Source organism: Cellulomonas marina (genome assembly GCF_900111925.1).
Classification (GTDB): Bacteria; Actinomycetota; Actinomycetes; order Actinomycetales; family Cellulomonadaceae; genus Cellulomonas; species Cellulomonas marina.
This window is the reverse complement of the sequence record NZ_FOKA01000001.1, coordinates 61468-78106: the sequence shown is the minus strand read 5'-3', so window position 1 is coordinate 78106 and position 16639 is coordinate 61468. Positions and strand designations below refer to the sequence as shown.

The 16639-nt window shown below is 78.2% G+C and carries 17 protein-coding genes; 8 read left to right on the top strand and 9 right to left on the bottom strand.

What is annotated here, in order from left to right; all coding sequences use genetic code 11:
• Window positions 1–178 precede the first annotated feature (178 nt).
• The 3 genes from BM048_RS00300 to mtrA all read right to left on the bottom strand — a co-directional run bounded on the left by BM048_RS00300 (window position 179) and on the right by mtrA (window position 4337).
• Window positions 179–1864, bottom strand: coding sequence for an LpqB family beta-propeller domain-containing protein (locus tag BM048_RS00300; RefSeq protein ID WP_239078688.1), 1686 nt, complete (start codon window positions 1862–1864; stop codon window positions 179–181).
• Window positions 1861–3573, bottom strand: a complete 1713-nt coding sequence (gene mtrB / locus BM048_RS00295; RefSeq protein ID WP_275407327.1) for an MtrAB system histidine kinase MtrB — start codon at window positions 3571–3573, stop codon at window positions 1861–1863. Before mtrB ends, BM048_RS00300 begins: the two co-directional genes overlap by 4 nt.
• 80 nt (window positions 3574–3653) lie before the next feature.
• On the bottom strand, window positions 3654–4337 hold the full coding sequence (gene mtrA / locus BM048_RS00290; RefSeq protein ID WP_203708742.1) for an MtrAB system response regulator MtrA: 684 nt from the start codon (window positions 4335–4337) through the stop codon (window positions 3654–3656).
• A gap of 247 nt (window positions 4338–4584) precedes the next feature.
• Here mtrA and BM048_RS00285 point away from each other — a divergent pair, with 247 nt between their 5' ends.
• From BM048_RS00285 to BM048_RS00265, 5 genes are read left to right on the top strand one after another with little or no spacing between them, the layout of a single operon-like run.
• Window positions 4585–5817 (top strand): DUF7847 domain-containing protein, encoded by a 1233-nt coding sequence (locus BM048_RS00285; protein WP_090029747.1) that lies wholly within the window; start codon window positions 4585–4587, stop codon window positions 5815–5817.
• Window positions 5818–5824: 7 nt separating this feature from the next.
• Window positions 5825–6574: a DUF4129 domain-containing protein gene (locus BM048_RS00280; RefSeq protein ID WP_239078937.1), complete on the top strand. Its 750-nt coding sequence runs from the start codon at window positions 5825–5827 to the stop codon at window positions 6572–6574.
• Complete coding sequence (locus BM048_RS00275; RefSeq protein ID WP_090029745.1) at window positions 6571–7854, top strand: DUF4350 domain-containing protein; 1284 nt, start codon at window positions 6571–6573, stop codon at window positions 7852–7854. Before BM048_RS00280 ends, BM048_RS00275 begins: the two co-directional genes overlap by 4 nt.
• The gene (locus BM048_RS00270) at window positions 7851–8927 is read left to right on the top strand and encodes an AAA family ATPase (protein ID WP_090029744.1); all 1077 of its coding nucleotides are present in this window, start codon (window positions 7851–7853) and stop codon (window positions 8925–8927) included. Before BM048_RS00275 ends, BM048_RS00270 begins: the two co-directional genes overlap by 4 nt.
• A gap of 13 nt (window positions 8928–8940) precedes the next feature.
• Complete coding sequence (locus BM048_RS00265) at window positions 8941–10233, top strand: DUF58 domain-containing protein (protein ID WP_090029742.1); 1293 nt, start codon at window positions 8941–8943, stop codon at window positions 10231–10233.
• A 40-nt stretch (window positions 10234–10273) separates the two neighbouring features.
• Here the strand turns inward: BM048_RS00265 and BM048_RS00260 are convergent, their stop codons facing one another.
• The gene (locus BM048_RS00260; protein WP_090030354.1) at window positions 10274–10615 is read right to left on the bottom strand and encodes a GNAT family N-acetyltransferase; all 342 of its coding nucleotides are present in this window, start codon (window positions 10613–10615) and stop codon (window positions 10274–10276) included.
• 186 nt (window positions 10616–10801) lie between these two features.
• On the opposite strand from BM048_RS00260, the gene BM048_RS00255 reads away from it, so the two are divergent.
• Entirely contained in the window at window positions 10802–11959 is a 1158-nt protein-coding gene (locus BM048_RS00255; RefSeq protein ID WP_090029740.1) for a winged helix DNA-binding domain-containing protein, read from the top strand.
• Between the two features lie 48 nt (window positions 11960–12007).
• Here the strand turns inward: BM048_RS00255 and BM048_RS00250 are convergent, their stop codons facing one another.
• Window positions 12008–12997: a stage II sporulation protein M gene (locus tag BM048_RS00250; protein WP_090030353.1), complete on the bottom strand. Its 990-nt coding sequence runs from the start codon at window positions 12995–12997 to the stop codon at window positions 12008–12010.
• A gap of 140 nt (window positions 12998–13137) precedes the next feature.
• Between BM048_RS00250 and BM048_RS00245 the strand changes: the two genes are divergently transcribed.
• On the top strand, window positions 13138–13956 hold the full coding sequence (locus tag BM048_RS00245; RefSeq protein ID WP_090029739.1) for an RDD family protein: 819 nt from the start codon (window positions 13138–13140) through the stop codon (window positions 13954–13956).
• 61 nt (window positions 13957–14017) lie between these two features.
• Here BM048_RS00245 and BM048_RS00240 read toward each other — a convergent pair whose 3' ends face one another.
• The 4 genes from BM048_RS00240 to BM048_RS00225 all read right to left on the bottom strand — a co-directional run bounded on the left by BM048_RS00240 (window position 14018) and on the right by BM048_RS00225 (window position 15950).
• Complete coding sequence (locus BM048_RS00240; RefSeq protein ID WP_090029737.1) at window positions 14018–14938, bottom strand: cation diffusion facilitator family transporter; 921 nt, start codon at window positions 14936–14938, stop codon at window positions 14018–14020.
• 20 nt (window positions 14939–14958) lie between these two features.
• Window positions 14959–15171 carry a Trm112 family protein gene (locus BM048_RS00235; RefSeq protein WP_239078938.1) on the bottom strand — a complete coding sequence of 71 codons (213 nt, stop codon included), beginning with the start codon at window positions 15169–15171 and terminating at the stop codon, window positions 14959–14961.
• A 112-nt stretch (window positions 15172–15283) separates the two neighbouring features.
• Window positions 15284–15547: a hypothetical protein gene (locus tag BM048_RS00230; RefSeq protein WP_090029736.1), complete on the bottom strand. Its 264-nt coding sequence runs from the start codon at window positions 15545–15547 to the stop codon at window positions 15284–15286.
• 1 nt (window position 15548) lies between these two features.
• The gene (locus BM048_RS00225; RefSeq protein WP_090029734.1) at window positions 15549–15950 is read right to left on the bottom strand and encodes a DUF3499 domain-containing protein; all 402 of its coding nucleotides are present in this window, start codon (window positions 15948–15950) and stop codon (window positions 15549–15551) included.
• Between the two features lie 101 nt (window positions 15951–16051).
• On the opposite strand from BM048_RS00225, the gene BM048_RS19005 reads away from it, so the two are divergent.
• Window positions 16052–16633 carry a metallopeptidase family protein gene (locus BM048_RS19005; RefSeq protein WP_308439531.1) on the top strand — a complete coding sequence of 194 codons (582 nt, stop codon included), beginning with the start codon at window positions 16052–16054 and terminating at the stop codon, window positions 16631–16633.
• The last annotated feature ends 6 nt before the right edge of the window (window positions 16634–16639 follow it).

Genomic DNA, 16639 nt, shown 5'->3' with positions numbered 1-16639 from the left:
CGGCCCTCCCACCGGCCCTCCCACCGGCCCCCCTGCCACTCCTCGTGCCAGCCCTCGCGCGGGTCCCGCCACCTCAGCCATGGCGGCACCCTGGCCCCGTCCGGACGACCGTGACGGCAGCACGCAGCGCTCACGGGACGGGCGCACCAGGTCGCGGGCTGGGGACGGCTCGCGAGGGTCAGCCGGGGTAGGACGGGTCGCGCACGTCCTCCACGCCCGCCACGCGCACCCAGCTCGGTCCGTCGAGCCGGTACAGGCTGCCCTCGGTCGTCGCCGCGAGGAGGTTGCGCCCCCCCCGCCCGGCGGCGACGGCGGCCAGGTCCGACAGCTCCGGCTGCACGACGGTGGCACCCGCGACGGGGACGAGGTGCAGGGCCGGCGCCCCGGTGCTGCGGCCGACGACGGCGAGCGTCGTGGCGTCCACCCACGCCACCGACGTCGCGTCGACCAGCGACGCGCCGACCCGGACGGCCTCGCCGGCCGTCCGCGGCACGCCTCCCTCGTCGCGGACGACGCCGGCCACGTCCACGGCCACGCCGTCGACGCCCTCGCTGACCACGGCGACGCGCGTGGCGTCGCGGGACACGCGCAGGGACCGCACGCGCCGGTCGTCGAGCCAGTCCGCGGTCACCTCGACGACGGCACCGTCGGGCCCGGCCGCCCACAGGCCGCCGCCGTCCCCCGTGCGGGCCGTCCAGGCCCACCCCAGCCGGTCGACGCCCGGGGCGGCCAGGTCGGCGCCCGGCACGAGGACCACGGGCTCACCGCCCGGCGACGGCGCCCGGACGAGACCCGCGTCCGTGAGCAGCACCCGCACCGACCCGTCCTCCGACCGGGCCGGGGACCGCGCGCCGAGCCCCGCGAGGGAGCCGACCTCGTCCACGGGCTCAAGCCCGCCGCCGGCGAGCCGGACGAGCGACCCGTCCTGCAGCATCTCCGGTGCGCCCGACGTCACCACGCCGCTCTCGAGGGCCACGGGGTCCTCGAGCACGACGTCGCCGCTGCTGACCTGCGCGCGGCTGACCCGGGGCAGCGCGAGCGTCGCCTCGAGCTGGGCGAGCAGCAGGCCGCGGTCCGCCTCCAGCACGGCGGCGGGCGGTGCGAGGGTCACCTGCGCGACGCCGGCGGCGTCCACCGGCACCGATCCGACGAGCCGCGCGCCGTCGGGTACCGCCGTGGCCACGGCGTCGCGCAGCCACGGCGACGGACCGGCGAGCAGCGCCTGCACGACCGCCGTGGCGAGGTTGCGCTCGGGGAACCAGCGGACCTCGGGGACGAGGGAGGTGCGGTCGGGCGACAGGAACCACAGCGGTGCGCTGCGGAACTGCGTCGCGAACACGGACCGGGGCAGCACGAGGCCGTCCGGCAGGGACGCGATGCGCCACTCCCCCGAGGCGCCCTGCACGAGCCCGTACGTCACCTGCTGGGCCGCCCCGGCCGCAGCCTCGGCGTAGCGGCCGTCGGCGTCGACGCGCGCCACCACGGGGACGGAGACGGACACCTCCGAGGTCGAGGTCCGCTGCAGGTCGACCGACCCCGCGACGACGACGCCCGCGAGCGGCGACCACTCGGCGCGCGCGTCGCCCGTGAGGAACTGCCGCGCGACGACGAAGTCGTCGCCGAACCCGGCCGCCCCCGCCAGGAGGAAGCCCTGGACGATCTCCTCCGGCTGCGCCCCCTCCTGCGGCCCCTCCGCCAGCACGTCGATGCGGCCGCCCTCGTCGACGGCCACGGCACCCTCCGTGACCGGCCCGCTCGTCGGGATGGACACGCACCCCGCGAGCACGACGAGCAGCGCCGCGACGAGGGGCGCGAGCACGCCGCGGCGCCGGCGCAGCGCGCGGGGACCCGTCGGCGCCCTCACCGGGCGTCCGTCCGCGCGTCGGCCCGCGCGTCGGCCTGCGCGTCGGCCCGCGCGTCGTCGGCCAGCAGCGCCGGCAGGGCCGCGGGGTCCGGACCGCCGCTGCCGGGTGCGGCCGCGGGCGGCGCGGGGGTTGAGTCGTCCTCGGGCTCCAGCGGCAGGGGCGAGAGCCCCAGCCGGATGCCGGCCCGCCGCGGCAGGGTGAGGACGAAGTGGGCGCCGCGTCCGGGTCGTCCCCAGGCCTCGAGGCGGCCGCCGTGCAGGTGCGCGTCCTCCACGGCGATGGCGAGGCCGAGGCCGGTGCCGCCCGTGGTGCGCGCGCGGGCGGGGTCGGCCCGCCAGAACCGGTCGAACACGTGCTGGGCCTCCTGGGCGGTCATGCCGATGCCGTGGTCGCGCACGCCGACCGCCACGGCCTGGTCGTCGGCGGCCACGGTGACGACGACGTCGCTGCCCTCCGCGTGCTCGACGGCGTTGACGAGCAGGTTCCGCAGCACGCGCTCCACCCGGCGCGGGTCGATGTCCGCGACGCACGGGCCCGCGGGGAGGGCGACGGACAGCCACGAGCCGCGCCGTTCGGCCAGGGTCGCGGCGTGCTCGACGGCCCGCACGACGACCTCCCGGACGTCGGCGGCGTCGGCGTCCAGGACCGCGGCCCCCGCGTCGAACCGGCTGATCTCGAGCAGGTCGGCCAGCAGGTCCTCGAACCGGTCGAGCTGCATCGCCAGCAGCTCCGCCGAGCGCTTGACCACCGGGTCGAAGCCCTCGCGCGCCTCGTGGATCATCTCCCCGGCGATGCGGATGGTCGTCAGCGGCGTGCGCAGCTCGTGGGAGACGTCCGAGACGAACCGGCGCTGCACCGCGCCGAGCTCCTCGAGCCGCGCGATCTGGTCCTGCAGGCTGCCCGCCATCTCGTTGAACGCGCGTGCGAGCGTGGCCATCTCGTCCTCGCCGCGCACGGGCAGGCGTTCCGTGAGGTGCCCGTCGGCCAGCCGCTCGGCGACGGCCGCGGCCTGCCGCACGGGGTGCACGGTCTGCCGCGTGACGAGCCACGTGATCGCCCCGAGCAGCCCCGCCAGGGCCACGCCCGCCAGCGCGAGGGTGCGCCACAGCAGGTCCAGCCGCTCCTGCTCGGCCTGGAGGCTGTACAGGAAGAAGAGCTGGTACTGCCCCACCACGGGCACGTCGACCGGCTGCCCGACGACGACGGCCGGCTCCGTCCCGCCGCCCGCGACCGGCAGGGCCACGCTCTGCCAGTGCTGCGCGCCGTCCGTGACGGACTCGCGCAGGGCGGGGCTGACGAGGCCGACGAGGGTCGCGTCGGAGGCGACGGCCCCGACGCGCACCGGCGAGGACTGTCCCGGCGCGCGCAGGAGGAACACCTCGCGCGGCGTGGCACCGCCCGTGCGCTGGGCGCTCGACACGTCGTAGAGCAGCGTCTGCACGTCCGCACCCGTCGTCGCGGTCGAGGAGTCGAAGGTGCCCTGGGCCTGCCGCGTGCTGCGGGCGGCCTCCTGGAGGACCTGCGTGACGCGCGCGTCGAACAGGCCGTCGCGCATCCGCAGGCCGACGTAGGCGGCGACGAGGGCCAGCACCAGCACGCCGATCACCATCGTGGAGGCGATGACGCGCACCTGCAGCGAGGTCCGCCACCGGCGCGCCGCCGCCTGCAGCCGCCGGCCCGTGCGCAGCCGCAGCAGCCGCAGCGCCACCCCCGGCCGCCGCCGGGGGTGCCGGCCCTGCCGTGGAGGGGTCCCCGGTCGCGGCGCGGCTCCCGGCGCCCGGGCCGGGCTCACGCCGCGCCCGCGCCCGCCTTGTAGCCGACCCCCCGCACGGTCACGACGATCTCGGGCTTGTCCGGGTCGACCTCGATCTTGCTGCGCAGGCGCTGGACGTGGACGTTCACGAGGCGCGTGTCCGCCGCGTGCCGGTAGCCCCACACCTTCTCGAGCAGCACCTCCCGGGTGAAGACCTGCCAGGGCTTGCGGGCCAGCGCGACGAGGAGGTCGAACTCCAGCGGGGTCAGCGCCACCGGCGCGCCCGCCCGCACGACGCGGTGCCCGGGCACGTCGATCGTGACGTCGCCGATCGTCAGGTGCTCCGGCGCCGGCTCGTCCGTGCGGCGCAGGCGGGCACGCACCCGGGCGACGAGCTCCTTGGGCTTGAACGGCTTGGAGATGTAGTCGTCCGCGCCCGACTCCAGCCCCAGGACCACGTCGACGGTGTCCGCCTTGGCCGTCAGCATGACGATCGGCACACCGGACTCCGCGCGGATGAGCCGGCAGACCTCCGTGCCGTCCTTGCCCGGCAGCATGAGGTCGAGCAGCACGAGGTCCGGCTGGGTGCTGCGGAACACCGCCAACGCCTCGTCGCCGTCCTCGCAGAACACCGCGTCGAACCCCTCCGACCGCAGGACGATCCCGATCATCTCCGCGAGCGCGGTGTCGTCGTCGACCACCAGCACACGACCTCTCATGGGCGTCATCATCGCACCGGCTCCCGTGCGGACGGCCGCACCGCGCGCGAGGCGCCCGAACGGGGGACGCGACCGGCGCTGGGACGGGCGCACGGGTCTCGTCCCTGCACGGCGACCCGTCCACAGGCTGGTCCCTGTGCAGGTCCGGGCCGGTCGACGGGCCGTCCGTGGCACGATGGCCGCCACCGCACGACGACGGGGACGGCCGGCCGGGCCGCGGACCCCCAGGACCGGAAGAGCGAGGCGCATGAGCACGCCGCCCCAGGACGCACCCCCGCCCCGCTGGACGAGCCCCGGGACGTCGGGCGCGGGCGGCGACGGGGGACCCGGGGCGCCGCCGCCGGGCGCCCCCGCCGTCCCGCCGGTCCCGCCCGTCCCGCCGTCCGCGCCGGGACCCGCCGGGTACGGGCCGCAGCCCCCGGGATACGGGCCGCAGCCCCCCGGGTACGGGCCGCAGCCCTCCGGCCACGGCCCCCAGCCCCCGGGCTACGGGCCCCAGCCGCCCGGCTACGGACCGGCCCCCGCGGGGACGCAGCCGTGGGGCGCGGGCGCGTGGCAGCCGCCGCCCCTGCAGCCCGGGATCGTGCCGCTGCGGCCGCTGAGCCTGGGAGAGGTCCTCGACGGCGCCTTCCGCGCGGTCCGCGCCAACCCGAAGGTCATGTTCGGGCTGGCGGGCCTCGTCGTCACCGTCGCGGTCCTCATCGGCGCCGTGCTGCAGTGGTACCTCGCGCCCTTCCTCGTCGGGGCGCTGGGGGACCTGACGGTCGAGGCCGACCCGACGGCGCTGCCCACCGACCAGTTCGGACCGGTCCTCGGCAGCCTCGTGCAGAGCGTCGTCGTGGGCATCGCCACGCCCGTCCTCACCGGGCTCGTCATCGTCTCGGTCAGCCGGTCCGTGCTGGGCCAGCGCATCGAGCTGCGGGAGGCGCTGCGCCAGCCGCGGGCGTGGTGGGTCCTGCTGTTCACGCTCGTGCAGGGCGCCGCCCTCGTCCTCGTGGTCGGCGGCTGGGTGGCGGGTGTCGTCGCGCTGGCGCAGGTCTCCGAGGGCGGTGCGGTGGCCCTCGGCCTCGTCGGGGCCCTCGCCCTGCTCGTCGTGTCCGTCTGGGTCACGGTGCGGGTGCTCCTCGTGCCGCCGGCGCTCGTCCTCGAGGGGGGTCGGTTCTGGCCGAGCGTGGCCCGGGGCTGGCGCCTGTCCCGCGGCAGCTTCTGGCGCCTGCTCGGCACCTACCTGCTCGTCTCGCTGCTCGTCGGCATCGTCGCGCAGATCGTCCTCACGCCCGCGGGCGTGCTGGCCGCGGTGCTGGGCGCGGGCCTCGGCTCGGGCACGTACCTGGCGATCACGTCGGTGTTCACCGTCGTGGCGACGACGCTCGCGGCCACGTACCTCGCCGCGGTCGTGGCGCTCCTCTACGTCGACGTACGCATGCGGCGCGAGGGGCTCGACATCGAGCTCGCGCGGGCGGCGGCGGGCGGCGCGTGACGCCGGCGTGAGCGTCCTGACCGTCCTGCCCGGCGTCCTGCCCGGCGTCCTGCCCGGCGCGCTGCCCGGCGTCCTGCCCGGCGTCCTGCCCGGCGTCCTGCCCGGCGTCGTGCGCGCTGTCCCGGTCGACCCCGACGCGCCCACCGCCCGCCGGTGGCTCCTCGAGGAGCTGAGCCGGCCGGACTACGACCAGCAGCGCTCGCTGCTGGCCGTCCTGCTCGAGTGGCTGCAGGGGCAGCTCGAGGGGCTGCGGGTCGTGGGGCTGCCCTCGGGGTGGGCGCTGGCGCTGACGATCGCCGCGGCGGTGCTGCTCGCCGCCGTCGTGCTGTGGGTGGCCGGGCCCGTCCGCCGGTCCCGGCGCACCGCACTGCCCCGCGGCCTGCGCGCGGCCGACGACCGCCGCGACGCCGCGGCCCTGCGCGCCGCCGCCGACGCCGCCGAGCGGGCGGGCGACCACGCCCTGGCCGTGGCCGAGCGGTTCCGCGCCGTCGTGCGCGGCCTCGAGGAGCGCACCGTGCTCGACGAGGTGCCCGGCCGGACCGCCGCCGACGCCGCCCGCACCGCCGGCCGCCGCCTGCCCGCCCTCGCGGCCGACCTGCTGGCGGGCAGCGGCACCTTCGACGCCGTCGTCTACGGCCGCGTCCCCGCGGGGCCGGACGACACCGCGGCCCTGCGGACGCTCGACGAGCGGGTCCGCGCCGCGCGGCCGGCGCCGCCCGGGCAGACCGCCGCACCCGCGGACCTGGTGGCGCCGTGAGCACGACGAGCACGACCTCCGCCCCCACCGAGGCCGCCTCCGCCGGCGCCGCCTCCGCCGGCGCCGCCGCCCCCGCCGGTCCCCCTGCGGACGCCGGGCACGTCGTCGGCGACGGGACGACCGCCCGCAGCCGGGCCGCCGCCCGCTGGCGGCGGGCACGGTTCCCGCTGCTCGTCGTCGCCGGGCTCGTGCTGCTCGGGGTGCTGCTGTCGCTGCCCGAGCCGCGGACCTCGCCCGTCCCCCTCGCGCCGGACAACGTGGAGGAGAACGGCGCGCGGGCCGTCGCCGAGGTGCTGGGCGACCAGGGCGTCGACGTCACCTACGCCCGCACCACCGCCCGGGCGGTCGCCGCGGCCGGGCCCGGCACCACGCTGCTCGTGACGTCTGACGTCCTGCTCACCGACGCCCAGGTCGACGCGGTCGGCGGCACGGGCGCGGACCTCGTCCTCGTGACGCCCGGGTTCTCCCTCCCGCTGCTCACGGACGCCCTCGAGACCGCGTACGGCATCTCCGGCGCGCCGACACCCCGGGAGGCGGCGTGCGCCGACCCCGACGCCGTCGCCGCGGGGACGGTCAGCGCGGCCGGTGGCGTGCGTGCCACGGCGGCGTCGTCGGACGCGGTCGTGTGCTTCCCCGACGCGGACGGCGCGGGCGCCTACGCGACCGTGACCCGCCCGGACGGCACCCGCCTGACCGTCCTGTCCGACCCGTCGCTGCTCACCAACGACGCGGTGCTCGACGAGGGCAACGCCGCCCTCGCGCTGCGGGCGCTCGGCCGTCAGGCCTCGCTCGTCTGGTACGTCCCGTCCTTCGACGACCTCGGCGTCGACCCGACGGGCGACGACGGCGTGGGCGGGTCGCCGGCGGAGCTGCTGCCGCCTGCCGCCGGGCCGCTGGCGCTGCAGGCGCTGCTCGTCGTCGTCGTCGCCGCGCTGTGGCGGGCCCGGCGGACGGGCCGCCTCGTCACGGAGCCGCTGCCCGTCGTCGTCCGCGCCGCCGAGACCGTCCGCGGCCGCGGCCGCCTCTACCGCCGGGGGCGCTCCTACGGGCGGGCCGCCGCCGCCCTGCGCGCCGGGTGCGCCGCGCGCTGCGGGGCACGGCTGGGCCTGCCGCGGGCGGCGCCGGCCCCGGCCGTCATCGACGCCGTCGCCCGTGCGACCGGGCGCGACCGCGGCGTCGTCGAGGCCCTGCTGTACGGCCCCCCGCCCCGCGGGGACGCGGCCCTCACCCGCCTGGCCACCGACCTGGACCACCTGGAGAGCGAGGTCAACCACCCGTGAGCGAGCACCCCACCCCGCCGCCGGCCGACGCCGGGGCGACCGCGGCCCCGCCGGCGGAACCGGTCGCGCCGACCCCCGCTGCGCCGGGCCCCGTCGCACCGGGCCCCGTCGCGCCACGGCCCGACGAGGCGCTGCGCGGCACCCTGGCCGCCGTGCGCACGGAGGTCGGCAAGGCCGTCGTCGGGCAGGACGCCGCCGTGACGGGCCTGGTCATCGCGCTGCTGTGCCGCGGGCACGTGCTGCTCGAGGGCGTCCCGGGCGTCGCGAAAACCCTGCTCGTGCGGTCCCTGTCGGCCGCGCTCGACCTGGGCACGAAGCGGGTGCAGTTCACGCCCGACCTCATGCCCGGCGACGTGACGGGGTCGCTCGTCTACGACGCGCGCACCGCGGAGTTCTCCTTCCGCGAGGGCCCGGTGTTCACGAACCTCCTGCTGGCCGACGAGATCAACCGCACGCCGCCGAAGACGCAGGCCTCCCTGCTGGAGGCCATGGAGGAGCGGCAGGTGACGGTCGACGGCACCCCGCGGCCCCTGCCCGACCCGTTCGTCGTCGTCGCCACGCAGAACCCCGTCGAGTACGAGGGCACCTACCCGCTGCCCGAGGCGCAGCTCGACCGCTTCCTGCTCAAGCTCGTCCTGCCGCTTCCCGAGCGGCACGACGAGCTCGAGGTGCTCGCCCGGCACGCCGCCGGCTTCGACCCGCGCGACCTGCGGGCGGCCGGGGTCCGGCCGGTCGCCGGCGCCGACGCGCTGGCGCGCGCCCGCGAGGAGGTGACGCGCGTGCAGGTCTCGCGCGAGGTCCTCGGCTACGTCGTCGACCTCTGCCGGGCCACGCGCGAGTCGCCGTCGCTGGCGCTGGGCGTCTCCCCCCGCGGTGCGACGGCGCTGCTGGCCACGTCGCGGGCCTGGGCGTGGCTGTCGGGGCGCGGGTTCGTCACGCCCGACGACGTGCAGGCGCTCGTGCACCCGACGCTGCGGCACCGGGTGGCGCTCCGGGCCGAGGCCGAGCTCGAGGGCGTGAGCGCCGAGAGCGTGCTCGACACGGTGCTGGCCTCCGTGCCGGTGCCGCGCTGAGCGGGGCCCGCCCGTGGTGGTGACGGGGCGCGCCGTCGCGCTCGCCGGGGTCGGCGCGCTGGCGGTGCTCGTGCTGCCCGCGACGGTGACCGTCCTGGCGTGGGCCCTCGTCGTCGTGCTCGCGTGCGGCCTCGACGTCGCGCTGGCCGCCTCGCCGCGCCGTGTCGCCGTGCGCCGCGACGTGCCGGGCTCCGTGCGGCTCACGCAGGCCGCGACGTGCACCCTCACCGTCACCAACGTGGGCCCGCGGCGGCTGCGGGGGCTGGTCCGCGACGCCTGGCAGCCCTCGGCCGGCGCGCAGCCGGACCGGCACCGCCTCGACCTGCCCCCGGGCGACGGTGCGCGGCTGCGCACGCCGCTGCTGCCCACCCGCCGCGGCGACCGGCGGGCCGACCTCGTCACGGTCCGCACCCTGGGACCGCTGGGCCTGGCCGGGCGGCAGGCGTCCCTCGACGTGCCGGCCCGGCTGCGGGTGCTGCCGGAGTTCGCCTCGCGCCGGCACCTGCCCAGCCGGCTGGCGCGGCTGCGCGAGCTCGACGGGCGGTCCGCCGTCCAGGTGCGCGGCGCGGGCACGGAGTTCGACTCCCTGCGCGAGTACGTGCCCGGCGACGACGTGCGCTCGGTCGACTGGCGGGCCACGGCCCGGCGCGCCGACGTCGTGGTGCGCACGTGGCGGCCCGAGCGGGACCGACGGGTCCTGCTCGTGCTGGACACCTCCCGCACGTCGGCGGGCCGCGTCGGCGACGCCCCGCGGCTGGACGCCTCGATCGAGGCCGCGCTGCTGCTGTCCGCGCTGGCGGCGCGCGCCGGCGACCGCGTCGAGCTCGTCGCCTTCGACCGGCGGGTCCGCACCCGCGTCGTCGGCGCCTCGGGCCCCCGCCTGCTGCCGGCCATGGCCGACGCGCTGGCGGGGGTCGAGCCGGCGCTCGTCGAGACGGACTGGCCGGGCGCGGTGGCGCAGGTGCGGGAGCGGCTGAGCCGCCGGGCGCTCGTCGTGCTGCTGTCCGCGCTGGAGCCGTCCGCCGTCGAGCAGGGGCTCCTCGGCGTCGTCGGGCCGCTGGCGCAGCGGCACCAGGTGGTGCTCGCCTCCGTGCAGGACCCGGAGGCGGAGACCCTGCGCCAGGGCCGCGCCGACGTGTCCGAGGTGTTCGACGCGGCGGCGGCCGAGCGCGCCGGGCTCGAACGGGCCGCCGTCGCCGTGCGCCTGCGGCAGCGCGGCGTCGAGGTCGTGGACGCGCTCCCGGACGACCTCGCGCCCGCCCTGGCCGACACCTACCTGCGGCTGAAGGCGGCCGGCCGGCTCTGACCCGGCCCCGGACCCGGACCCGTCGACACGACGGGTGCGGTCAGCCGGGGTCGACCTCCGGGTGGCGCCGCAGCCAGGCGGCGACGAACGGGCACCGGGGGTCGACCGTCCAGCCGCGTCCCCGCGCGTCGGCCAGCGCCTGCTCGACGAGCGCCGACCCCACCCCGCGCCCCTCCACCCCGTCGTCGACGAGGGTGTGGGCGAAGACCGCCCGGTCGCCGTGCCGCTCCACGACGAGCCGCCCGACGTCGGTCCCGTCGAGCGCTGCGAGGTACTGCGAGCCGTCCTCGTCCCAGCGCACGGCCACCCCGGACGCGTCCCGCCCGTCAGCCTGCCCGTCCGCCTGCCCGTCCGCCTGCCCGTCCGCCTGCCCGTCAGCCATGTCGTCGCCCTCCGTCCGCCGGCGGCACACCGCGTGCCGCCGCCCGGTGACGCTACGCCCGCGCCGTGTCGGCGGCCGGTCGTACGGTGCGGTCGTGGGGTCCGGAGACGACCAGGACGACCAGGACGACCAGGACGACCAGGACGACCGGCGACCGGCGACCGGCGACGGCAGGGTGGTGGTGGCGTGGACGAGCCGCTGACGACGCGCGTGCTGGGTCGCACCCTCCTGGCCCGGCAGCACCTGCTGGCGCGCACGGACGCCGACCCCCTGTCGGTCGTCGGGCACCTCATCGGCTTCCAGTCGCAGAACCCGTCGTCGCCCTACGGCGCGCTGTGGGCACGCGTGGTCGGGTTCACGCACGCGGCCCTCGCCGACGCCACCGCCGACGGGCGCGTGCTGCGGCTCGCCGTGGTGCGCAGCACCGTGCACGCGGTGCTGGCGCAGGACGCGGCGGCGCTGGCGGTCGTGTCGGCCCCGCGTCTCGAGCGGGACCTCCTGGGGACGGCCGACCGGCGCGCGGGACTGGCCGGGACGGACCTGGCGGCCGTGGCGCGCGACGCCCGCGAGCTGCTGGCCGCCGCCCCCCTCACCGCGGCCGAGCTGGGGCCGGCGCTGGCCGCCCGGGGGCACGCCGGGGACCCGGCGCACCTCGCGATGGTCGCGCGGTGCCTGCTGCCCCTCGTGCAGGTGCCTCCGCGCGGGGTGTGGCGCTCCCCGGCCCGCACGCGGTGGCGGCCGCTGGACGTCCCCGCCGGGCTCGAGGAGCCCGACGTGCGCCGCGCCGCGCTCGAGGGCTTCGTCGAGCGCTACCTCGCCGCGTACGGCCCCGCGTCGGTGGCCGACCTGCAGACGTGGTCGGGCCTCACCGGGCTGCGGGCGGTGGTCGACGGCATGCGCGAGCGGCTCGTCGTCCGCCGGACCGCCCCGGGGGTCGGCACCGCCGCCGGCAGGGAGCTGCTGGACGTGCCCGGTGCCGCGCTCGCCCCCGGGGACGTGCCGGCGCCCGTGCGGCTGCTGCCGGACTTCGACGACGTGCTGCTCTCCCACGCCGACCGGACGCGGGTCGTGCCGACGGAGCTCCGTCCGCACCTCGCGAGCCGCAACGGGATGCCCCCGGCGACGGTGCTCGTCGACGGCGTCGTGGCCGGCGCCTGGCGCGTCGTGCGGGAGCGGACCGGTGCCCGCGGGGCCCGCCGGGAGCGGGCCGTGCTGCACCTGCAGCCGTGGTGCCGGTGGACGGCGGCGCAGCGGGCGGAGGCGGTCGACGAGGCCGGCCGCGCGGTCCGGTTCTGGGCCGACGACGCGGACGAGCACGCGGTCGTGCTCGACGAGGGGCCGTGACCGGCCGGCCCGACCCGCACCGCACGCCGGGGCGGACGGCGCCGCGCGTCAGCCGCTGACGGACGCCCGGTAGCCGGCGCGGTCGTCGTCGAGGTCGCCCGTCGCCCCGGCGCGCACGGCGCGACCGCCGACGACGAGCGTCCATGCCCAGAACAGCGCCAGCGCCACGGCGCCGATGACGATCTTCAGCCACCACGGCAGCCCCGAACCGGTGACGAACCCCTCGATCGCCCCCGACACGGCCAGCACGAGCACGAGCCCCACCGCGACGGTGACGAGCGCCCGGCCCTCCTCCCCCAGCGCCCGGGACCGCGGCCGCGGCCCGGGGTCCACCAGCGTCCAGAACAGCCGCAGCCCGGCACCACCGGCGACGAAGACCGCGGTGAGCTCCAGCAGCCCGTGCGGGGCGATGAGCTGCAGGAACAGGTCCAGCTCGCCGTAGGCGGCCATGAGCCCGCCCGCGGCCCCGACGCCCACGGCGTTCTGCACGAGCACCCACAGGGGCAGGACACCCGTGATGCCCGTGCCGATGGTGAGCGCCGTGATCCACGCGTTGTTCGTCCACACCACCGCCGCGAACCCGGCGCCGGGGTCGTAGTACTCGGCGAAGGCCGTGCGCACGTACTCCTCGCGCGCCTGCGGGGTGCCCATCGTGGCGAGGACGTCCGGCTGCGTCGCCACCCACCACCCGCTCACGGTGCCGAGCGCGAGGAAGGCGACCATGACGCCGACCGTCCACCAGCGGTTGCGGTACAGGGCCGCCGGCACGTCCACCCCGAGGTAGCGCACGACGTGCCGCCACGACGGCTCCTGCGCCCCCGCGATCCGCGACCGCGACCGCGCCAGGAGCTGCGAGAGCCGGGTGACCGTCTCCGGGTCCGGCGCCCCCGACCGGACGGCCGAGAGATCCGTGGCCGTGGCCTGGTAGAGCCGCACGAGTTCGTCGGACTCCTCGCCCGACAGCCGCCGCCGCCCCGACAGCGCACCCAGCCGCGACCACTGCTGCTCCCGGGTCGCCACCAGCGCGTCGAGGTCCACGCGCCCAGCCTGCCAGACGCGGCGACGCACGCGGCGGCCGCCGTCCACCGCCCGGGTGCACGGACGTCCCGCGGGTCCCGCGCGCTGCCTAGAGTGGGTCCGCGGCCGGCGACAGGGACGGCCCGGACGAGGGGACGCGCGTGGACGACGGCATCGTCACCGGCGAGGGCGTGCTGCTCGACACCCGTCCGGCCTCGTTCGCCTCGCGCCTCCTCGCGGCGCTGCTCGACCTGGTCGTGCTGGGTCTCGTGGCGATCGGCGTGCTGGTCCTGCTCTCGACGAGCGGGTGGGAGCCGTCGTCGGACACGGTCCGGGTCCTCGGGGTCGTCGTCGTCGCGGGGGTGCTCGTCGTGCTGCCGACCGCGGTGGACACGCTCACCCGCGGGCGGTCCCTGGGCAAGCTCGTCGTGGGCATCCGCATCGTCCGCGACGACGGCGGGCCGATCACCCTGCGGCAGGCGCTGGTCCGCGCCCTGGTCGGGGTGCTCGAGCTGTGGTTCACCGCCGGGGTGGTGGCACTCCTGACCTCGATGCTGCACCCGCAGGGCAAGCGGCTCGGGGACCTCCTGGCCGGCACCTACGGCGCCCGCGTGCGCGGCCGGACCCGGCGGCCGGCGCCCGTCCCCATGCCCCCGCACCTGGCGTGGTGGGCCGGGACCTCCGACGTGGCGCGGCTGCCCGACGGGCTGGCCCTCGCCGTGCGGCAGTTCCTCGCGCGCGCGGCGAGCCTGCACCCCGCGTCGCGCGTCGAGCTGGGCACGCGGCTGACGGCCGAGGTGCAGCGCCACGTGCGACCGCTGCCCCCGCCGGGCACGCACCCGGAGGACTTCCTCGCCGCGGTGCTCGCCGAGCGCCGGCGCCGGGAGCTGCTCGCCTCGCAGCGGGCCGCCGCGCGCGACGCGGAGGAGGCCGCGCTGCTGCGCCGGCTGCCGCACGGCGTGCCCGACCCGGTCGACTGACGCGACCGGTGCTCCAGCCGAGCACCGCCTCCGGCGTCGGCACGCCGGGGCGTCCCCCGCCTCAGGCGCGGGCGGCCCGCCGCAGGTCCGGCTCGAGGTAGATCGTCGTCGCGATCGGCACCGCCTCGCGCACCCGCCGCTCGGCGGCGTCGATCGCGGTGGCGACGCCTGCGGCGGTGTCGCCGGCCGCCACCTCGATCTTCGCGGCGACGAGCAGCTCCTCGGGGCCGAGGTGCATCGTCCGCAGGTGGATGACGGAGGGGACGTGCTCCCCGACGAGCGCCTCCCGCACCCGCGCGACCGTGCCGGGGGTGGCCGACTCCCCCAGCAGCATCGACGTGGTCTCCACGGCCAGCACCGCCGCGATGGCCACGAGCAGCAGCCCGATGCCGGCGGAGCCCACCGCGTCCCACCGGCCGTCGCCGGTGAGCAGCGTCATCGACACCCCGAAGAGCGCCACGACGAGCCCGACGAGCGCGCCCGAGTCCTCGAGCAGCACCACCGGCAGCTCCGGGGCCTTGGCGTTGCGCACGTACTGCACCCACGACTGGCGCCCGCGCACGCGGTTCGCCTCGCGGCGGGCGGTCCGGAAACTCAGGCCCTCCATCACCATCGCGGCCAGCAGCACGACCACGGGCACCCACTGCCAGGAGGTGATGGGGTGCGGGTCCGTGAACTTCTCGTACGCCTCGATCAGCGCGAAGAGGCCGCCGAGCGTGAACAGCACGATCGCGACGATGAAGGCGTACATGTACCGCGCCCGGCCGTAGCCGAAGGGGTGCTCGGCGTCCGCGGCACGGCGCGCCCGCCTCCCGCCGACGAGGAGGAGCAGCTGGTTGCCCGTGTCGGCCAGGGAGTGCACCGACTCCGCCAGCATCGAACTCGACTGCGTGAGCAGGAACGCGACGAACTTCGTCACCGCGATCCCGAGGTTCGCCAGCAGCGCCGCGACGATCGCGCGGGTCCCGCCGCCGTGGGCCACGCCCGTCGCCCGTCCGCGACCTAGCGCGCGACCGGACGGGCTTCGTCGGCGAGGAGCACCGGGATGCCGTCACGCACGGGATAGGCCAGCGGGCGCTCGCCATCGGTCGAGACCAGCTCCGGAGAGCCGTCCGGGCCGACGGAGTCGATGAGCGGGGCGCCGGTGACCGGGCACCTCAGCAGGTCCCGGACCCAGGGCTCGAGCGACGTCGCGGGAAAAGGGATGAATGCCACGGGCAGGAGCCTACGTCCACGACGCGCAAAGCGCCGCGCGCGCCCCCGGGTCCTTCCGCCGAGCCGGGAGGTCGTGCCGACGCCCGTGCTCCGCCCGTGGACGCCCGCGGGCTCAGCCGGGCGCGGACGGGCCCAGCGCGCTGCCGGGGTCGAGCGGGGTCCCGTCGCCGTCCACCGCGAACCAGCCCGTCGTCTCGCACCGCGGGCAGGAGACGTAGACCGCGGGCACCCCCGACGGCAGCGCCATCCGGATCCGGGTCAGCCGGTCGTTGCCGCAGGTGCGGCACGTCCCGGTGCCCGGCACCAGGCCGAGCAGGGGCTGCGTGACCGACCCCAGCGGCTCGGGCGGCTCGTCGGCCTTCCGGCGGCGCGGCACGTCAGCCCTCGTCCTGCCGGACGACGCGCAGGTGCCCGCGCCGCTGCTCCAGCCCGGCCCCGAGCCCGCCCTCGGCGGCGCCGAGCAGGGTCGCGGCCGGCTCGGCGACGAGCGCGGCGGCCGGTCCCGGCCGTCGGCCCGCCTCGCGCACGGCGTCAGCCAGGGCGACGAGGTCGTCGGTGCTGGGCGCGGTCGGCGCGAACTCGGGCATGAGCCGGACGACCTCCCAGCCGCGCGGGGCGGTGAGGCGCTCGGCGTGCTCGGGGCACAGGTCGTAGGAGTGCGGCTCGGCCAGCTGGGCGAGCGGGCCGAGCACGGCCGTCGAGTCGGCGTACACGTAGGTCAGCGTCGCCGCCGCGGGACGGTCGCACGCCGTGCGGGAGCACGTCCGGACGGATCTCACGTCCTGACGGTACCCCGGTCCCCGGCTCCGTCGCCGCTGCCCGGTCGCCTCCCCGCCGGCTGCACGCGACCGACCGGGCACCGGGGCTAGAGTCGGCCCCCGTGAGCAGCGCGGGGCAGCACGGGACGACCGGGGGGCGGGGCGGCTCCCGCCGCCCGCACGGCCAGCCCGCTGACCCCGGCCGCGAGCCCGACCGCGACCCTCGCGCCGGCGCCGGCCGGGGCGGGTCGGCGCTGCCGGCCGCCCGGGCCACCGCCCCCGGCCCCCTGCCGGCCCGCCGGCGCGACCGCCGCGGGCGCGGCCTGCGCGGGCCGCTCCTGCCGCCGACGCTGCCGGCCTACCGCACCCGGGCCCAGCGCTTCGACGACCTCGTGCTCGACGCGGTGGAGCACCTCGAGCGGCGCTGGTCGGGCGAGCTGGACGGCGCCGAGTTCGCCGTCGAGGACGTGCCGCCCTCCGACCCGGCCCCCTGGGAGCACGGCGGTGTGCCCCTGGGCCGGTGCTTCCCGCCGGACGCCGGCATGCCGGCGCGCGTGGTCGTGTACCGCCGGCCGGTCGAGGCGCGCGCGCACGACGCCGACGACCTGGCCGACCTGGTGCACGACGTCGTCGTCGAGCAGGTCGCCCTGCTGCTCGACCGGGACCCCGAGGAGCTCGACCCGGGGTACGGCGGGCCGGACTAGGGGCCG